The organism is Microbispora sp. H10830, from assembly GCF_014161375.1.
GTDB classification, from domain to species: Bacteria; Actinomycetota; Actinomycetes; order Streptosporangiales; family Streptosporangiaceae; genus Microbispora; species Microbispora catharanthi.
Window position 1 is genome coordinate 176,916 of the sequence record NZ_JABBWX010000013.1, and the last position, 17,936, is coordinate 194,851.

17 protein-coding genes are annotated in these 17,936 nt (G+C 75.1%); 11 read left to right on the forward strand and 6 right to left on the reverse strand.

Going from position 1 to position 17,936, the window contains the following annotated elements:
- Nucleotides 1-23 precede the first annotated feature (23 nt).
- Nucleotides 24-1,052, reverse strand: coding sequence for a phosphotransferase (locus HHX35_RS30050; protein ID WP_182902035.1), 1,029 nt, complete (start codon nucleotides 1,050-1,052; stop codon nucleotides 24-26).
- Between the two features lie 116 nt (nucleotides 1,053-1,168).
- Here HHX35_RS30050 and HHX35_RS30055 point away from each other — a divergent pair, with 116 nt between their 5' ends.
- A complete protein-coding gene (locus tag HHX35_RS30055; RefSeq protein WP_182902036.1) occupies nucleotides 1,169-2,323 on the forward strand; it encodes an RtcB family protein in 1,155 nt (384 codons plus the stop codon).
- On the opposite strand, the gene HHX35_RS30060 is transcribed toward HHX35_RS30055, so the two are convergent.
- Nucleotides 2,311-3,606 carry a cytochrome P450 gene (locus HHX35_RS30060; RefSeq protein WP_182902037.1) on the reverse strand — a complete coding sequence of 432 codons (1,296 nt, stop codon included), beginning with the start codon at nucleotides 3,604-3,606 and terminating at the stop codon, nucleotides 2,311-2,313. The two genes, HHX35_RS30055 and HHX35_RS30060, sit on opposite strands and share 13 nt — an antisense overlap.
- Before the next feature lie 60 nt (nucleotides 3,607-3,666).
- Nucleotides 3,667-4,809, reverse strand: coding sequence for a cellulose binding domain-containing protein (locus HHX35_RS30065; RefSeq protein ID WP_182902038.1), 1,143 nt, complete (start codon nucleotides 4,807-4,809; stop codon nucleotides 3,667-3,669).
- 151 nt (nucleotides 4,810-4,960) lie between these two features.
- Between HHX35_RS30065 and HHX35_RS30070 the strand changes: the two genes are divergently transcribed.
- Entirely contained in the window at nucleotides 4,961-5,974 is a 1,014-nt protein-coding gene (locus HHX35_RS30070) for an NAD(P)-dependent oxidoreductase (protein WP_182902039.1), read from the forward strand.
- Nucleotides 5,975-5,986: 12 nt separating this feature from the next.
- Here HHX35_RS30070 and HHX35_RS30075 read toward each other — a convergent pair whose 3' ends face one another.
- On the reverse strand, nucleotides 5,987-7,252 hold the full coding sequence (locus HHX35_RS30075; protein ID WP_182902040.1) for a hypothetical protein: 1,266 nt from the start codon (nucleotides 7,250-7,252) through the stop codon (nucleotides 5,987-5,989).
- Nucleotides 7,253-7,356: 104 nt separating this feature from the next.
- Here HHX35_RS30075 and HHX35_RS30080 point away from each other — a divergent pair, with 104 nt between their 5' ends.
- The 4 genes from HHX35_RS30080 (at nucleotide 7,357) to HHX35_RS30095 (ending at nucleotide 10,916) form a co-directional block, all read left to right on the forward strand.
- Nucleotides 7,357-8,001: a glycosyltransferase family 2 protein gene (locus tag HHX35_RS30080; RefSeq protein ID WP_182902041.1), complete on the forward strand. Its 645-nt coding sequence runs from the start codon at nucleotides 7,357-7,359 to the stop codon at nucleotides 7,999-8,001.
- A complete protein-coding gene (locus tag HHX35_RS30085; RefSeq protein ID WP_182902042.1) occupies nucleotides 7,998-8,660 on the forward strand; it encodes a TIGR04282 family arsenosugar biosynthesis glycosyltransferase in 663 nt (220 codons plus the stop codon). The genes HHX35_RS30080 and HHX35_RS30085 overlap by 4 nt, the downstream gene beginning before the upstream one ends.
- On the forward strand, nucleotides 8,657-9,277 hold the full coding sequence (locus HHX35_RS30090; protein ID WP_310739394.1) for a methyltransferase domain-containing protein: 621 nt from the start codon (nucleotides 8,657-8,659) through the stop codon (nucleotides 9,275-9,277). The genes HHX35_RS30085 and HHX35_RS30090 overlap by 4 nt, the downstream gene beginning before the upstream one ends.
- Before the next feature lie 169 nt (nucleotides 9,278-9,446).
- Nucleotides 9,447-10,916 (forward strand): DUF2079 domain-containing protein, encoded by a 1,470-nt coding sequence (locus HHX35_RS30095; protein ID WP_182902043.1) that lies wholly within the window; start codon nucleotides 9,447-9,449, stop codon nucleotides 10,914-10,916.
- 9 nt (nucleotides 10,917-10,925) lie between these two features.
- On the opposite strand, the gene HHX35_RS30100 is transcribed toward HHX35_RS30095, so the two are convergent.
- Nucleotides 10,926-11,669 (reverse strand): helix-turn-helix transcriptional regulator, encoded by a 744-nt coding sequence (locus HHX35_RS30100; RefSeq protein ID WP_182902044.1) that lies wholly within the window; start codon nucleotides 11,667-11,669, stop codon nucleotides 10,926-10,928.
- Between the two features lie 75 nt (nucleotides 11,670-11,744).
- Here HHX35_RS30100 and HHX35_RS30105 point away from each other — a divergent pair, with 75 nt between their 5' ends.
- The gene (locus HHX35_RS30105) at nucleotides 11,745-12,902 is read left to right on the forward strand and encodes an MFS transporter (RefSeq protein WP_310739395.1); all 1,158 of its coding nucleotides are present in this window, start codon (nucleotides 11,745-11,747) and stop codon (nucleotides 12,900-12,902) included.
- A gap of 38 nt (nucleotides 12,903-12,940) precedes the next feature.
- On the opposite strand, the gene HHX35_RS30110 is transcribed toward HHX35_RS30105, so the two are convergent.
- A complete protein-coding gene (locus tag HHX35_RS30110) occupies nucleotides 12,941-13,945 on the reverse strand; it encodes a UbiA family prenyltransferase (RefSeq protein WP_310739396.1) in 1,005 nt (334 codons plus the stop codon).
- Between the two features lie 118 nt (nucleotides 13,946-14,063).
- Here HHX35_RS30110 and HHX35_RS30115 point away from each other — a divergent pair, with 118 nt between their 5' ends.
- The 4 genes from HHX35_RS30115 to HHX35_RS30130 all read left to right on the forward strand — a co-directional run bounded on the left by HHX35_RS30115 (nucleotide 14,064) and on the right by HHX35_RS30130 (nucleotide 17,802).
- Nucleotides 14,064-15,131 (forward strand): type III polyketide synthase, encoded by a 1,068-nt coding sequence (locus tag HHX35_RS30115; protein ID WP_182902045.1) that lies wholly within the window; start codon nucleotides 14,064-14,066, stop codon nucleotides 15,129-15,131.
- A 12-nt stretch (nucleotides 15,132-15,143) separates the two neighbouring features.
- Nucleotides 15,144-15,719, forward strand: a complete 576-nt coding sequence (locus HHX35_RS30120; protein WP_310739398.1) for an isoprenylcysteine carboxylmethyltransferase family protein — start codon at nucleotides 15,144-15,146, stop codon at nucleotides 15,717-15,719.
- A 5-nt stretch (nucleotides 15,720-15,724) separates the two neighbouring features.
- Nucleotides 15,725-16,810, forward strand: coding sequence for an NAD(P)/FAD-dependent oxidoreductase (locus HHX35_RS30125; protein ID WP_220506078.1), 1,086 nt, complete (start codon nucleotides 15,725-15,727; stop codon nucleotides 16,808-16,810).
- Between the two features lie 269 nt (nucleotides 16,811-17,079).
- Nucleotides 17,080-17,802 (forward strand): sensor histidine kinase, encoded by a 723-nt coding sequence (locus tag HHX35_RS30130; RefSeq protein ID WP_182902047.1) that lies wholly within the window; start codon nucleotides 17,080-17,082, stop codon nucleotides 17,800-17,802.
- Nucleotides 17,803-17,936 lie beyond the last annotated feature (134 nt).

Sequence of the window (17,936 nt, forward strand, 5' to 3'; positions counted from 1 at the left end):
CGATCGCGGCGCGGTCGCCGGCGTCACTTCCAGCCGGTCCGTTGCCGCAGCCAGGCCAGCGCCGCCCGGCCCTGCGCGAGCTGGAACGCGCGGAGCGTCGGCAGGCCCGGCGGCGGGGGAAGGCTTCCCCGCTGCAGGAAGAAGCCGGTCACGGCGGCCAGGACCGCGGTGACCGCGTCGCCGTCCGCCTTCGCCGCGACCGGGTGACCGTCGAAGACCTCGGCGGGCGGCGGCCCGCCCTGCATGGCCACGCTCGGCAGCATCCCGAGCAGGTCGAACCACGAGGCCGCCAGGCACGCCCAGGGCCAGTCCACCACGCGAACGCGCCCGTCCACGGTGAGCAGCAGGTTGTCGGCCCGGAGGTCGGCGTGGGCCAGCGTGTCACCCTCCACCGCCCGGCCCCAGGCCGCCTCCAGCTCCGCCAGCCGGTCCAGGTGCCGCCGGGCCCACGCGGCGTCGGATCCGTCCACGCCCAGGCCGTCCGGGCCGGCCGCCAGGCGCCGCCATCCCTGGTATTCCTCCGCGAGCCGCTCGGCGGCCGGCGGCACGGCCACGGGCGCGGGGGTGAGCGACTCGGCCAGCTCGGCCATCGCGCCGAGCACGAGGTCCAGCTCGGCCGGAACCCAGGGCTGGGCCGGCGTGCGGCCGTCGACGTCCTCGAACAGCAGGACCACCCAGCCGTCCTCGTCGAACGACGCGAGCAGCCGGGGCGCGGGCGCCGTGGCCGGCAACGCGGCGGCCACCCGGGCCTCCGACCGGTGGATGCCGGGGCTGACCGGGTTCGGCTCGGGCCCGACCGCCTTGACGAAGGCCCTGCCGCCACCCGCGAGCCGCAGGCGGGCCGCCACGCCCGGGGAGAATCCGCCGGGCTGGGTGACGGCCTCGGTCACGCGGTCTCCCAGATGCAGCTCGACGGCCAGCCGCAGGTGCGCGGGCACCGCGGTCCACGGCAGCCGTACGCCGCCGGCGGGCGGGGGCGGGCCGTCGCCATGGGGGCGGCGATGCCGCTCCTCCTCGTCCCGACCGCCGGGGTCCCGGGAATCGTCGCTCATCTCGGCATGATGGGCGGCGGGCGGGCAGTGCGGCAAACGACTTTCCGTCGCGATATTCAGTTGGGATTCCCGCCGGTCCCCGGCACAGTGGATCTCGATTGAGGAGGAGGACCACGATGCCGAAGCACATCGCCCCGAAGCTGCTGTCCTGGGCGAGCGAGATCGACGACGGGACGATCGACCAGGCCGCCCGGGCGGCGCGCCTGCCGTTCGTGCCCGGTCACGTCGCGCTCATGCCGGACGCGCACGTGGGCATCGGCGCGACGGTCGGCTCCGTCATCCCCACGGAGGGCGCGATCATCCCGTCCGCCGTCGGCGTGGACATCGGCTGCGGCATGGTCGCGACCGAGACCACGCTCACGGCCGCCGACCTGCCCGACTCGCTCGACCCGCTGATGCGGCTGGTGGAGCGGCGCATCCCGGCGGGCGTGGGCAAGGGGCACGACGACCGCGCGGCGGACCGCGCGCTCGGCGAGCTGGGCCGGCCGCACACCGGCCTGACGCCCAAGCAGGAGAACACCGTGGCCTGCCAGTTCGGGACCCTCGGCTCGGGCAACCACTTCGTGGAGGTCTGCCTCGACGAGCGCGACCGGGTCTGGACCGTGCTGCACTCGGGCTCGCGCGGGATCGGCAACCAGCTCGCCACCGCGCACATCAACGGCGCGAAGCGGCTCATGCGGAGCCTGGGGGTCGGGATGGAGGACTACGACCTGGCCTACTTCACCCAGGGCACCCCGGAGTTCACGGCGTACATCGAGGACATGCTGTGGGCGCAGCGCTACGCCATGGCGTCGCGGGCGCGGATGGACAAGGTGCTGAGCGACGCGCTGTTCCGCGTCGTCGGCGCCGGCGCCCGGATCCGGACGATCAACTGCCACCACAACTTCACCCAGATGGAGACCCATCAGGGCAAGGAGCTGTGGATCACCCGTAAGGGCGCGATCAAGGCGGACACCGGGGACGAGGGCGTGATCCCGGGCTCGATGGGCACCCGGTCCTACATCGTGCGCGGGCGGGGCAACCCGCTGTCGTACAACTCCTGCTCGCACGGTGCGGGGCGCAGGATGTCCAGGAGCCGGGCCAAGCGCGAGCTGTCGCCGGCCTCGCTCAGGGAGGCGATGCGCGGCCGGACCTGGAACTCCGACCGGGCCGCCGCCCTGGTCGACGAGCACCCCGAGGCGTACAAGCCGATCGACCAGGTGATGGCGGACCAGAAGGACCTCGTGGAGGTCCGGCACACGCTGCGCCAGGTCTTCAACTACAAGGGATGAACGGAGGGGCGCCGCCGTTCCGCCCCCACGGTCTCGCGGGGCGCTGCGCCGGCTGGACGGGCGCCGGCCGGACGCAGGACGAAACCGCTCGCCACCCGGGCCGGGATCCGGTACGGCGAGATGGTGAGGTCCTGCTCCGGCACGCTGTAGTCCAGCCGGGCCAGCCGCGGCGCGAGAGCCTCCAGCAGGCCCACGGTGACCGGCTCGCCCGGGCACCGGTGGCCGGCCGCCGGGTCGCCCCCGCCCTGCGGGATCAGGTCGTACGGGCCGATCTCGCGCCCGACGAAGCGGCGCGGGTCGAACGCGCACGGATTCGGCCAGAGCGCCGGATCGTGGTTCTGGTCCCAGATGTCGAGCAGCACGAGCCAGTCGGCCAGGATCGGCTCGCCCTTCCAGGTGAGGTCCTTGACGGCCTTCCCCGCCACGAACGGCGCGAAGGGGTAGAAGCGCCGCACCTCGTGCGCGAACGCCTCGGCGTACGTGCCGTCGGCGTCCTCGGTCAGGCGGACCCGGGTGACCGGCCAGCAGTGCAGCGCGTGCGCGGCGAACGTGAGGAACCAGCTCACGGCGACGGTGGGGCGCACCAGGTTGAGCAGTTCGACCGCCGCGATCCGGGGCGCGAGCGGCTCCCCGTCGGGCTCCCGGTGGCGGGCGGCCACGGCGAGCGCCGAGGTGTCCGGCACCCGCAGGGCCCCGCGGCGCACGTCCTCGACCAGTCCCGCCAGCCACGCCTCGCGGCGCGTGCGGGCGGCGCGGCCCCGCCAGTGCCGCGGGCCCGGTGACCCGAAGCCGTCGACCAGCGCGACGAGGTCGGCGGCGAGGGGCCCGGTCTCCTCCTCGGTGAGCGGGATGCCCGCCCACCGGCAGGCCCCCCGGGTGATGACGCGGGCGGCCTCGTCGAAGAGCACGACGTGTCCTCTGTCCGGCCACGTCGCCACCGCCGCGTCCCACGCCGCGGTGGTCTCGCCCACCAGGGCGGCCACGCTTTCCGGCGTCATGAGCGACAGGAACATGCCCTTGCGCGCCCGGTGCGCGGCCTGGTCGAGCGTGTGCACCGCGCCGTGCCCGAACAGCGTGCTCTTGATCGGCTCGGGCAGCGCGGGAGCCCGCTGGACGTGGTTGTCGTCGTAGAAGAAGCGGACGGCGTCGGGCCCGCGCAGCACGACGGCGCGCTGGCCCATCAGCCGGGTGTGGACCATCTCTCCCTGGGTCTCCCGCCAGCGGGCCGGCAGCCAGGCGTAGCCCTCGAGCAGCAGGAGCAGCGTGGTGTCGAGCAGCGGCATATCGTCCTGCCTGCCCCGATTCGCCCCGGGGAAACGGCCCCCATCGGGCCGGTACGGCGGTCAGCCCCGGATGCAGACGCCGCCGTTCAGCATGAAGCCGGTGGGATCGGGGTTGGCGCCCGTGAGGGTGCCGTTGAAGCCGATCTGCAGCGACGCGCCGCCCTGGATCACCGAGTTCCACGGCATGGCCGAGGCGGTGACGTCCTTGCCGGACTGCGACCAGGTGGCCGACCAGCCGTTGGCGACCTTCTGTCCCGCGTCGGGAAGGACGAAGCGCAGCGTCCAGTTGTTCATCGGCGTCTGACCGAGGTTGATGATCTTCACGGTGGCCGAGAAGCCGCCGCTCCACGACCACGCCGTGTACTCGATCTTGCAACTGACCGGGGGCGGCGAGTACGTCGGGTAGCCTCCCGACGCCCGGGCCGTTATCAGATCGGACGGCAGGCTGAGGTTGCCCGCGGCGTCCTGCGCCACCATGAAGTAGACGTACGACTGGCCGGTGACGAGGTTGCCCTCGGTGAAGTGCGTGCCGATGGCGGTGCCCACCGGGATCCAGGCGGTGTCGGTGCGCCGGTAGACGTCGTAGCCCGTCACGCCGACGTCGTCGGTGGACGGGGTCCAGCAGAACGACGTCCCCTTGAAGTCGGGCAGGCAGTCGGCCTGGATCCCGGCGGGCTTCGTCGGCGGGGTCGTGTCGCCCGTGCCGGGGCTCGGCGACACGGACATGCCGGTGACCGCCGCGGTGCTGAACGGCGCGGTGGGCCTGCTGGTGTTGCCCGCGGCGTCCTTGGCCACGATGTAGAACGTGTAGGTGCGGCCGATGGTCAGGCCGGAGATCACGGTAATCGTGGACGTGGTTGAGGTCGCCTTCACGAAACCGTCGGGCGTGAGGCGGTAGACCTCGTAGCCGGTGACGCCGACGTCATCGGTGGACGCGGACCAGCACAGGCCGACCACGCCCTGAGGCGTGCCGCCCGTGGGCAGCGGCGGCGGGCAGGGCCGCACCTCGCCCGGGGCCGTGGGCGGCGTGGTGTCCGCCCCGGGGGACCCGCTCGGCTGCGGCGTGGGTTCACCGGTGGACGCCGAAGCCGCGTACACCACACTCGTCGCGAGGACGGGCGGCGCGGCGATGTTGGCCGCCAGCAGCGCGGCGGCGACGGCGCCCGCCGCGGTCCACGCGGCCGGCCACGACAGTCTGGACACGAGCCACCCTCCGGAACGACGATCCGCCGACGACATCGCCCGGATCATCAGGTCGGCGGCGCGGGCCCGTCAAGCTCGCTCGCGTCCGTGCCGGTCGTTCCGTAAGGATTATGAAAGTTTCAGCGAGGCGGGCCGTTGTTACCGTCGCGGGATGAAGATCGTGGTCACCGGCGCGGCCGGTTTCATCGGAACTCGCGTCGCCGGGCTGCTGCGCGACGCCGGGCACGAGGTGCGGGGCTTCGACCTGCGCGGCGGCGAGGACGTCACGGCCGGTGACGTGCGGGACGAGGACGCCGTCGGCCGTGCCATAGACGGCGCCGACGCCGTCGTTCACCAGGCGGCCAAGGTCGGCCTCGGCGTCGACGTGCGGGACCTCCCGGAGTACGTGTCGGTCAACGCGCTCGGGACCGCGGTGCTGCTCGCCGCGATGGCGCGGCACGGGATCGCCCGGCTGGTCCTGGCGTCGTCGATGGTCATCTACGGCGAGGGCGCCTACGACTGCGCGGAGCACGGCCGCCTGCGCCCAGGCCCCCGGGACGAGAAGGACCTGGCCGCGGGGCGGTTCGAGCCGGCGTGCCCGCGCTGCGGGCGGGCGCTGACGCCCGGGACCGTGGACGAGGACGTCCCGGCCGATCCGCGCAACGCGTACGCCACGAGCAAGCTCGCCCAAGAGCACCTGGCGGCCGGCTGGGCGCGCGAGACCGGCGGCGCGGCGGTCGCCCTGCGCTACCACAACGTGTACGGCCCCGGCATGCCGCGCGACACCCCCTACTCGGGGGTGGCCGCGATCTTCAGGTCGGCGCTGGAGGCCGGGCGGGCGCCGCTGGTGTTCGAGGACGGCGGCCAGCGCAGGGACTTCGTCCACGTCGGGGACGTCGCGGCGGCCAACCTCGCCGCGCTTCACGCGCTGGAGTCCGCCCCGCCCGGGCGGCTTCGCGCGTACAACGTGGCCAGCGGCGAGCCCCGCACGATCGCCGACCTGGCGGACGCGCTCAGCGCGGCCAGGGGCGGACCGGCCCCCGAGGTCACCGGCCGCTACCGGCTCGGCGACGTGCGGCACATCGTGGCCTCCCCGGACCGCGCCGCCGCCGGCCTCGGCTTCCGGGCCCGGGTCCGCTTCGCCGACGGCATGCGCGAGTTCGCCCACGCGCCGCTGGCCGGCTGACCTACGGCTCACCTACCAGGGCGACCGGACGAACCCCTGCAGCAGCAGGCCCGCCAGCGCCTGCACGGCGAGCAGACGGCTGTCTCCCGCGCGCCCGGCTCCCGTACGCCCGGCCGCCGCGACGACCCACAGGGCGTACGGCAGCCAGATCCGCTCCACCTCGCCCCGGGTGACGCCGCTGACGTCGAGGGCGAGCACCGCGGCCAGCGCCGCCACGGGCAGGATCCGCTCCCCGGCCCGCCCCGGCGCCACCAGTCCGACGGCGGCGGCCGGGCCGGTCACCAGGGCGAGCACGGCCAGGTCGGCGACCAGGAAGTACAGGTAAGGCCGGGCCGCGCCGGGGTCGGCGGCCCACTCGGCGTGGGTGGCGAGCACTCCGGCGGGCCACCAGAACCCACCGGCGGCGAACAGGGCGCTCACCCCCGCCATCCCGGCCAGGCAGGCGGCCACGGTCGTGCGCGGCACCTCCACCGTGACCGCCGCCACGAGGGGGACGACCAGGTAGGGCACCAGACCGTAGCTGAGGTAGGGCAGCGCGCCCAGGGCCAGCCCCGCGCCGAGGCCGAGCGCCACCCGGCCCGCCCGGCTCCGCGCGCCGAGCACCAGCAGCGCCGTCCCCCACGCCCCCACGCCCGCGAAGAACGCGTCCATGGTCGTCGCGATCCACACCGCCGCGGGGCACAGGGCGAGGTACGGCAGCGCCCGCCTGGCCGCCTCCTCCCCCGCGACGCGCCACACCGCCAGCCCGATCGCGACCGTGGCCGAGCATCCCGTCACGACCACGAGGACGGCGGCCCAGAACGGTCCGGGCAACCCGGCGGCCGCCAGCGCCCACAGCACCAGCACCGGCAGCGGCGGATGGCCGCGCACGTGCGTGGGATAGGCCGGCAGGTCGCGGGTGAACCCGGCGAGCCAGCCGAGGGGATCGTCGCCCACGGCCCCGAGCCCGGCCAGGTATTCCTGCGGATGGGTGAACGGCCACGCCAGCCCCTCCCCCGACACGGCCAGCAGGACCGTCCACGCGAGCGACGCGCCGAAGGCCGCCGCCAGCGCCGCGCGCATCGGCAGGTGCGCGGTCAGCCGGGGCAGCGCGGGGACCGCGACCACGGCGAAGGCCGCGGCCGGAAGCAGCGCGAGCGTGGGCAGGCGCGCCAGCGCGTGCAGCGGCGGGAGGTGGTCGATACGCAGCACCCCTCGGGCGTGCAGCAGACCGCCCACCGCGAACGCGACCGCCACCAGCGCCGCCCAGGCCGCCAGTGCCCGTCGTCGTGTGATCACGGGCCACACGCTAGGCGCGCCACAGGCGCCGTCCCCGCCTCGCGGACCGCCCCGTAGTCACTTCGTAAGAACTCGGCGGCCCCGGCGGCCCTAGCTTCTGCGACATGCAGATCGATGTGGTGCTTCCCTGCCTCGACGAGGCGGCGGCGCTGCCCTGGGTGCTCGGCCGGATGCCGGACGGCTGCCGCGCCATCGTGGTGGACAACGGGTCCACCGACGGGTCGGCCGAGGTCGCCGCCCGGCACGGCGCGCTCGTGGTGACCGAGCCCAGGCCGGGCTTCGGCGCCGCCTGCCACGCGGGCCTGACGGCCGCGACCGCCCCCGTCGTGTGCTTCATGGACGCCGACGCGTCCCTCGACCCGCGGCAGGTGCCGTACGTCGCGGACGGGGTGGTGAGCGGCGCGGCCGATCTGGTGCTGGGCCGCCGCAGGCCCGTCACCGGATCGGCGTGGCCCGCGCACGCCCGGCTGGGCAACCGGGTGCTCGCCTGGCGGCTGCGCCGCCGCACCGGCGCCCCGCTGCACGACCTCGGCCCGATGCGCGCGGCCCGGCGTACGGCGCTGCTGGCCCTGGGCCTGCGGGACCGGCGGTTCGGCTACCCGCTGGAGATGGTGCTGCGGGCGAGCGAGGCGGGCTGGCGCATCGGCGAGGTCGAGGTCGACTACCTGCCGCGAGTGGGCCACTCGAAGGTGACGGGCACCGTACGCGGCACCGTGCGGACCGTCCGCGACATGTGGCGGGCGGCGTGACGCCGGCCACGAGCGGGAACGCGACGCAGATCGTCGTCATCGCCAAGGCGCCCGTCCCCGGGGCGGTCAAGACGCGGCTCACGCCGCCCTACACGGCGCGGGAGGCCGCCGCGCTCGCGGAGGCGGCGCTGCGCGACACGCTGTCGGCCGTCGCCGCGGCCCCCGCGGCGCGCCGGGTGCTGGCCCTGCTCGGCGAGCCGGGGCCCTGGCTGCCCACGGGGTACGACGTGGTCGCCCAGCGGGGCGACGACCTGGCCGCACGGCTGGCCGCCGCCTTCGCCGACGCGTGGGCGGCGCTTCCCGTCCCGGTCGTGCTGATCGGCATGGACACCCCGCAGGTCACCCCCGCTCTGCTGGCCGAGGCCGGGCGGTTGCTGGGCGGGCACGAGATCGTGGTCGGCCCGGCCGCCGACGGCGGGTTCTGGCTGCTCGGGCAGCGCAGGCCCGATCCCGCCCTGCTGACCGGGCTGCCGATGTCCCGGCCCGACACCGGGGCGCTGCTGATGGAGCGGATTCGCGCCGCGGGCGTGCGGGCCGCCCTGCTGCCCGAGCTGACCGACGTGGACACCGCCGCCGACGCGCGCGCGGTGGCCGCGCGGGTCCCCTCCTCGCGGTTCGCGGCGACGCTGGCGGCCCTCGGCGCGGACGCCCCCGCGTGATCGGGCCCCTCTACGCCGAGTCGCTGGACGGCGCGCGGGTCGAGGTCGAGTCGGCCGACGGCGGGACGTGGCCGCTGGAGTCGTGGCGCTGGCTCCACGGCGCCGAGGGGGACGAGGCCATGCTCGCCCGCTGCGCCGACCCCACACTCGACGTCGGCTCGGGACCGGGGCGGCTGACCGTGGCGCTGACGAGGCGCGGGGTGCGGGCGCTCGGCATCGACGTCACCCCCCGGGCCGTCCGGCTCACCCGCCTGGCCGGCGGGCGGGCCCTGTGCCGTGACGTGTTCGGCCACGTGCCCGGCGCCGGCCGCTGGGGCACCGTGCTGCTGGCCGACGGCAACATCGGCATCGGCGGCGACCCCGACGCCCTGCTGCGGCGGGTCCGCGAGCTGCTCCGGCCCGGCGGCGAGGTCGTCGCCGAGCTCGATCCGCCCGGTGCCGCGACCCGCGCGGAACAGGTCCGGCTGCGCCGGGAGGGCAGGGTCACCGGGTGGTTCGCCTGGGCGCGGGTCAGCGTGTCCGACATCGGGCCGCTCGCCGGGCGCGCCGGCTTCCGCCCGGAGGAGGTGTGGACCGAGGCCGGCCGCTGGTTCTCCGTCCTGAGCCTGCCCCGTTGAGACAGGCCGGAGCAAGGCAGGCCGGAGTTTTGACCGCCGCTGACGGGAAACGGGGGCGACGGTCCCGGTCCGTGCGGCGGCCCCGCCGGTAGCCTGCGCGGGGAGCAGGCGGAAGCGGACGACACGGATGCCGGGGATCGCGCGAATTGCCGCAGGGATGATCGCGTGGGTGCGCGAGAACCGTGTGATCGAGGACCGTGCCGCCGAGAAGCCTGCCGGCGGGGACCTCGCGTTCGTCTCGGTTCTCACCGTCGCGGCGGCGGCGCTCTACGCGTTCTACTCGTGCGTGACGCTCGCACGGTTCCGGGCGGGCGCGTACGACCTGGTGATATTCGACCAGGCGATCCGCTCGTACGCGCGCTTCCAGCCACCGGTGTCGATGCTGAAGGGAGTGCACAACGGGTTCGGGCCGGGGTTCTGCCTGCTCGGCGACCACTGGTCCCCGGCGCTCGCGCTCCTGGCGCCGCTGTACTGGATCCACGACGGGCCCGCGACCCTGCTCGTCGCGCAGGCCGTCCTGCTCGCGCTGTCGATCCCGTTCGTGTGGGCGTACGCCTTCCGCGCCTCCTCGGCGGTCACGGCCGGGCGGCGCGTCGCCTGTCCCGTCGCGGTCGCCTACGCCCTGTCGTGGCCGATCACCGAGGCCGTGGCCTTCGACTTCCACGAGGTGGCGTTCGCGCCGCTGCTCACGGCGGTCATGCTGGAGCGATACCAGGCCGGGCGCAGGCGGGCGGCGGTCCTCGCGGGGCTGGCACTTCTGCTGGTCAAGGAGGACATGGGCCTGCTGCTGGCCGGGTTCGGGCTGTTCCTCCTCGCCCGCCGCCGCGACCGGCGACTGGGCGCGCTGCTCGTCTTCGGCGGCGTCGCCGCGACCCTGGTGGCGACGCGGCTCCTCATCCCGCACTTCGGCGGCAGGGCCGGCTACTACTGGGCGTACTGGACGCTGGGCCCGGACCTGCGCCGGGCCGTGGTGCACGCCGTGACGCGGCCCGGCGACGTCGTCGCGCTGCTCGCCGATCCGCCGCTGAAGCTGCGCACGCTCGTGCTGACGCTCGCTCCCGTGCTGTTCACCGCCGTGCTGTCCCCGCTGGGCCTCGCTCTGCTGCCGCCGCTGCTGGAACGGATGCTCGCCAGCACCTACCCGAACTGGTGGACCCCGAGATACCACTACACGGCCTTCGTCGTCGCGGTCGTCTTCGCCGCCGGGATCGACGGGGCGCTGCGGGCGGCCGCCCGCTTTCCTGGACGGTCCGGAAGGCTCGTGCGCGGATGGGCGCTGCTCGTGCTCGCCACCGCGCTCGCGCTCGTGCCGTTCTTCTCGTTCGGGGCGCTGTTCACGCCCTCCTTCCACGCGGAGACGGCGCGGACGCGCGCGGCCGGGCGCGCCGTCGCGGCCGTGCCCGACGGCGTGCTGGTCGAGGCGGCCGGCTCCCTCGCCCCGGCCCTGTCGCCGCGTACGCGGACCCTGCTGTGGGACCGCACCCCGCGCGGGGCGCCGTGGGTCGCCGCCGACGTGGGAGCCAGGGACTTCCCGTTCGACTCGGCCCGCCGGCAGCTCGCCAGGGTCGAGACGCTGCTTCGGCAGGGCTACCGGGTGGTGTTCCGGGAGGCCGGCTACGTGGTGCTCACCCGGCCGTAACCGGCCGCCTCACGAGCGTACGTACGCGTGCGGAGTCGTGCCGAAGGCGTGCTTGAACGCCTGGATGAACGCGCTGGGGCCGCTGTAGCCGCAGGCGGCGGCCGTCGAGGTCACCGATCGGCCGCCGGCCAGCAGGATGAGCGCGCGATGCAGCCGCAGCTGGGTGCGCCACTGCGGGAAGCTCATGCCGGTCTCCGCGCGGAACAGCCTGCTGAGCGTGCGCTCTGAGGCGCCGACCGCCGCGCCCAGCTCGGCGAGCGTCCGGCCGTCCGCCGGGTCCGCCTCCAGGATCGCGGCCACGTCGCGCAGCCGGGGGTCGGACGGCGCCGGCAGGCACAGCGGGAGCGCCTCGACCTTGCGGAGCTGGTCGAGCAGCACCCGTTCCAGGTTGGCCCGTTGCGTCGCGGTCAGCTCGTCGTCGCCGGTCAGGGCGACCACCACCTCCCGCAGCAGCGGCGTGATCGCCAGGACCGTGGGCCGGTCCAGCCGCAGCGGGTTGACCGGGGGGTCGAAGACCAGCGCCCGCATCTCCGTCGGCCCGTACGCCTCGTGCGCGTGCGCGACCCCTGCCGGTATCCACACGCCCCGATGCGGCGGCACCACCCAGTCTCCGATCGGGGTCGAGATCCGCAGCACCCCGCGGTGCGGGTGGATGAGCTGATGCGAGGCGTGGTCGTGCCAGTCGATGCGCTGGCGGTGGGCCAGCGGCACGCGGGACGGGCCGCCGCTCGCGGAATGGCGGGTTGCCGACATGACTCGGCAGAGTATCGCTAGTTCGCCGCCTCGGTCGTCCGGGATGCTCGACGGAGCCTCTCAAGGAGACGATCGGTGACAGAGACATCCGTGCAGGCGCCGGCGGCGCGGGCGACGTCCGCGTGGCGGCGCATGTGGTTATGGGCGGCCGCACACGCCGTCGACGACCTCTACCAGGGACTCGTGCCGGCCTGCGTGCCCTACTTCGTGCTCGACCGGCACTACGGCTACGTGGCGGCCTCCGGGCTGACGCTGGCCGCGGCCCTGGGCAGTTCGATCCCGCAGCCGTTCATCGGCCTGGCGGTCGACCGTTTCCGCCTGGACTGGCTGGCCGCCGCCGGCGTCGCGCTGGCCGGGCTCGGCCTCGGTCTGTCCGGGCTGATGGAGCCGTATCCCGCGGTCTGGGCCCTCGTCCTGCTGTCCGGGCTCGGCGTGGCCATGTTCCACCCGGCGGCGGGCAAGGGGGCCAGGGAGACGGCGGGAGACAGCGCCACGGCGATGAGCGTCTTCGCGGCGGGCGGCAGCGTCGGCTTCTTCCTCGCGCCGGTGCTGGCCACGCCCGCCCTCATCGCGATGGGCGTCGGCGCCACGGTCCTGTTCATCCCGCCGGCCCTGCTCGTCGCGTTCGCGCTGCTCAGGAACCGGCCATCGGCCCGGGCGGCCGCGGCGGGCACGCGCGCCGGCACCGACAGGTGGGCACCGTTCATGGTCCTCACCGGCATCGAGGTCGTCAGGTCGGTCACGTTCTTCGGCGTGCTCACCTTCATCGAGCTGTTCTGGATCAGGCACCTGGACGCCGGGCGCGGCCTCGCGGGCGCGGCCCTGGCCTGCTTCCTGGTCGGCGGGGTCGCGGGCACGCTGATCGGGGGGCGCCTCGCCGACCGGATCGGGCTCGTGCGCACCGTGCAGATCGGCGGCCTGCTGGCCATACCCGCGCTCGCCGGGCTGCGCCTGCTGCCGGGGCCCTACCTGCCGCTGGTGTTCGCCGTACTGGCGGGCATCGCGATCAACATCCCGTTCGCCGTGCTGGTGAAGCTGGGCCAGGACTACCTGCCGAACCGGCCCGGCACCGCGGCCGGTGTCACGCTCGGGCTCGGCGTGAGCGTCGGCGGGCTCGCCGCGCCGATGCTCGGCGTCGCGGCGGAGGCGTACGGCCCTCAGGGCGTCTTCACGATCCTCTGCCTGGTGCCGATCGCCGCCGTGGGACTGGGGATCTTCCTTCCCCGCAGGTGACTTCCCGCGATGATCCTCAGCCTGGCCGCGGCGGGGAGTCAGCCGGCGGTGACGACGCCCGGCGTGGCCGCGAGCAGCAGGACGTCGATCCCGGCGGCGCCGATCGCGGCGGCGAAGGGCGCCACGGGCACACGCCGGCCGAGCAGCAGGCCGGCCGCGGCGCACGCGGCCACCCCCGCGAGCGCGAGCCATCGGGCCGGGCCGGCCGGTCCCGGAGGCGCGACCACCAGCAGCGCGGACGCGGCCAGCAACGGCAGCGGCAGGAGAACCCGCACCCGGGCGGAGCCGAGACGCTGCGGCAAGCCCCGCACCCCCGTCGCCACGTCCGTCTCGATGTCGGGCAGCACGTTGGCGAGGTGCGCCGCGCAGCCGAGCAGCGCCGCCGCGAGCACGGCCCACCACGCCGGCGGGGCGTGTCCCGGCGTTCCGGCCGAGACGAACACCGGCACCGCGCCGAACCCGGCCGCGTACGGCGCCCACGAGGCCGCCGTGCCCTTGAGCCACAGGTTGTAGACCCAGGCCGCGGCGACGGCCGACAGGTGCGTCGCCCCGGCCACCACGCCGCAGGCCAGCGAGAGCGGCACGCAGGCCGCCAGCGCGGCGAACGCCGCGACGCGCACCGTACGCGCGGACACCAGGCCCGCGACGATCGGCTTGGCGGTCCTCCCGGCCGCGGCGTCCCTGGCGGCGTCCACGGCGTCGTTGCACCAGCCCACGGACAGCTGACCGGTCAGCACGGCGAGGGCCGTCAGCGCCGTCCCCGCCGGGCCCCACCCGGCGACCGCCACGAGCGCCGCGACCAGGGTCGTCACCGCCGCGGCCGGACCCGGGTGGCACGCCCGGGCCAGCCCGGCCACCGTCAATGCCACCGTCCCTGCCGCCGTCCGCGCCGCCGTCCCGGCCGCCCGGCGGCGCCCATCCGCCGCCTCGCCCGCGAAGTCGGCCGAGGCGCGGCCCGCGCGACGCGCGCGGCGAACCGGCACGGCGGCACCCGCGCCGCCGACGGCCGCCGTTTCGTCGGGCAGTTCCGCTGAACCGGTCACGATCCCGAGCGTAACCGGGCATGCCGGGGACAGATCACGATCGGCCCCGGAAGGTATGCGACGGCCGCCAACGGGCAAGAGAGACTTGTCACGGTTTTCGCCTGCACGGGGATGTGAGATGACGCGGATCGCGGCCGTCCATGGTGTCGTTCCCCCGCATCGCCACTCACAGGCGGAGATCGCGGACGCGCTGGCGAGGGTCTGCCTTCCGCCGGGCGCCGATCGCCGGCTTCTCGACCGGCTGCACGCCAGTGCCCGGGTGGAGCACCGCAACCTGGTGCTGCCGCTCGACCAGTACGGCAAGCTCGACGGCTTCGGCGCGGCCAACGACCTGTTCATCGAGGCCGCGCTCGACCTGGGTGCGCAGGCCGTCACCGGGGCGCTGGAGGCGGCCGGCCTCACCCCGGCGGACGTCGACATGATCATGTGCACCTCGGTCACCGGTGTCGCCGCGCCGTCGCTGGACGCCCGGCTGGCCAACCGGATCGGGCTGCGCCCGGACGTGAAGCGGGTGCCGGTGTTCGGGCTCGGGTGCGTGGCGGGGGCGGCGGGAATCGCCCGGCTGCACGACTACCTGCGCGGCTGGCCCGGCCACGTGGCGGTGCTGCTCTCGGTCGAGCTGTGCTCCCTCACGTTGCAGCGCGACGACACCTCCACGGCCAACCTCGTGGCGGGCGCCCTGTTCGGGGACGGCGCCGCCGCGGTGGTCGCGTACGGGGACGAGCGCGAGCCGCCCCCCGCGGACGCGGCGCGGCCCGTTGTGGTGGCGACGCGCAGCCATCTGTATCCCGGATCGGAACGGGTGATGGGCTGGGACGTCCGCGACAGCGGCTTCCGGGTCGTGCTGGACGCCGGGGTGCCCGACGTGGTCCGCACCTATCTGGGCGACGACGTGCACGGGTTCCTCGCCGACCACGGCCTGACCGCGGGCGACGTCACCGCCTGGGTCTGCCACCCCGGCGGCCCCAAGGTGCTGGAGGCCGTCGCGGAGACGCTCACGCTCCCGGACGGCGCGCTCGACCTCACCTGGCGTTCGCTGGCCGCCAACGGAAACCTGTCGTCGGCCTCGGTGCTGCACGTGCTGCGCGACACCCTCGCCCTGCGGCCCCCGCCGCCGGGCACGCCGGGCCTGTTGCTGGCGATGGGCCCGGGGTTCTGCTCCGAACTCGTCCTGCTGCGCTGGTAGGGAGGAGGAGCCGTGTCATCCTGGCCCGTGTCACTGTGGTACGTGCTGCTCGTCGCGCTCGTCGCGGTGGAGCGCCTCGCCGAACTGGTCGTCGCGCGCCGCAACGCCCGCTGGAGCCTCGGCCGGGGCGGCGTGGTGTACGGCAGGGGCCACTATCCCTGGATGGTCGCCCTGCACACCGGGCTGCTGGCCGGATGCCTGCTGGAGGTGTGGCTGGCGGACCGGCCGTTCGTCCCCGGCCTCGGCTGGCCGATGCTCGGGCTGGTCCTGGCCGCGCAGGCGCTGCGGTGGTGGTGCGTCACCACGCTCGGCCCCCAGTGGAACACCCAGGTCATCGTCGTGCCCGGCCTGACGCTCGTGACGCGCGGGCCGTACCGGTTCGGGTGGCTGCGCCACCCCAACTACGTCGCGGTGGCGGTGGAGGGCGCGGCGCTGCCGCTCGTGCACTCCGCCTGGCTGACCGCGCTGGCCTTCACCCTGCTCAACGTGCCGCTCATGGTCGTGCGCCTGCGCTGCGAGAACGCCGCGCTCGCCACCGCGGCCCCGGGATCCGCCGAGCGTGACGCCGGAGCGGGGACCGCGGCGTGATCGACATGCTGGTGGCCGGCGGCGGGCCCGCCGGGCTGGCCACGGCCATCCACGCGGCGCTGGCCGGCATGGAGGCGGTCGTGGTGGAGCCGCGGCCCGGCCCGGTCGACAAGGCGTGCGGGGAGGGCCTCATGCCCACCGGCGCCGCCGCCCTGGCGGACCTCGGGGTGACGGTGCCGGACGGCAGGCCGTTCCGCGGCATCCGTTACGTGGACGGGCCACACCGGGTGCAGGCGGAGTTCCGGGACGGCCCGGGGCTGGGCGTGCGCCGGACGGCCCTGCACACCGCGCTCGCCCACCGCGCCCGGGACCTCGGCGTCCGCGTGGTGACCGGCCGGGTGGACGCGGTGCGCGCCACCGGCGAGGGCGTACGCGCCCACGTGACGGGCGGGCCGGAGCCGTGTTGCCCGGAACTGGGCGGGCAGGAACTGTGTGGCCCGGAACTGGGCGGGCCGGAAGAACTGGGCGCGCGGTGGCTGGTCGCGGCCGACGGGCTGCACTCGCCGATCAGGGCGCGGCTCGGGCTCGACCTGCCTTCCGGCGGCCCCCGCAGGTACGGCCTGCGCCGCCACTACCGGGTCGCGCCGTGGACGGACTTCGTGGAGGTGCACTGGGCGCCCGGCGGCGAGGCGTACGTCACCCCGGTGGGCGACGACCTGGTCGGCGTGGCCGTGCTGAGCAGCGAGCGGCGGACCTACGACGAGCACCTGGCACGGTTCCCCGGCCTGCTCGCCCGGTTGGACGGCCCGCCCGCCACCCCCGTGCGCGGAGCCGGGCCGCTGCGCCAGCGGGTGCGGCGGCGGGTGGCCGGGCGGGTCCTGCTCGTCGGCGACGCCGCGGGCTACGTGGACGCGCTGACCGGCGAGGGGATCTCGCTCGCGCTGTTGTCGGCCCGCGCCCTGGTCGGGTGCCTGCGGGCGGGCCGCCCCGAGGAGTACGAGACCGCCTGGCGCCGCCTGTCGTGGCGATCCCGCCTGCTGACGGCCGCGCTGGTGCGGGCCCGGCGGCATCCCCCCGCGGCCCGGATGATCGTGCCCGCTGCGCGGCGCCTGCCCGCGGTGTTCGGGGCGGCGGTGCGGTCGCTCGCCTGAGCGCCGCGTCTTCCGCGGACCCGCGCCTTCCGCGCTCCCCAGGCCTTTCGCACGAAACAGGCACGGTGCCCGTGAATTGTTACAGCCGGATTCACAGTTCATGAACGCCCGTTTTTAGGGCGCCCCCGGAGATCCCTATACGCGGCAGTAATAGAACCTACTTCGACATACATGAAGTAGCCATATTTCGTGACCGGTATGCAAAGATCTAGCGTGTGTACCGAATGGCGAGGCCGATGTTACGGCGAGGATGACTGGAGGGTCGTCACTTGCCCCACTTGCCGCACATCGCCGTGCTCGCACCGCTGGCCCTGCTCGGTACGCTCCTGATCGCCGCGCTGGTCGTCCTCGCGGCGCGCCTGCGCCGGCTGCGCGTCATGCAGGCCGAGGCCGTGCGGCAGGCCGCGGCCGAAGCCCGCGAGCAGTTCGGCCGCGACGTGCACGACCTCGTGAGCAGCCGCCTGTGGCTGGCCACCCTGCGCAGCGAACTCGCCTACCGGCTCGCGGACGACGACAGCCCCCTGCGACCGGCGCTGGCCGACGTGGTGCAGTCGATCCGCCAGGCGTCCGCCGACATCCGCAACGTGACCCGCTCCTTCCGGGACGTCTCGCTCGCCTCGGAACTGGCCAACGCGCGGGCCGTGCTCCGCGCGTACGGAACCGACTGCAAGGTCGAGGCGACCGAGGCGGAGCTGGGCGACGAGGTGAGCGCGGTGCTCGCGATCATGGTGCGGGAGGCGGTGACCAACGTCCTGCGCCACAGCAGGGCGACCCTGTGCACGATCGAGATCGTCGTGCGCGGCGGCATGGCGACGCTCACCGTCGCCAACGACGGCGTCGACCCCTCCGTGCCACCCGGCGACGGCACCGGGCTTGACAACCTCCGCAACCGGGCGGCGGCGCTCGACGGCGTCGTGGGAACGGTCCTCGACCCGGACGGCTGGTTCCGCCTCATCGCCGAGATCCCCCGCAAGGCCGGGGACCGCCGCTGACGCCGGCCGTGCTCATCCGCCGGGCGCCTCGGCGTCCAGGGCGCGATGCGCGGGCCTCCGCGCCCTTCGCGCATTTCTGAACGACCCCTGCCGTGCGTGTGCGCCTCGCGCACCGCCCGGGCCCCCGGCCCCCA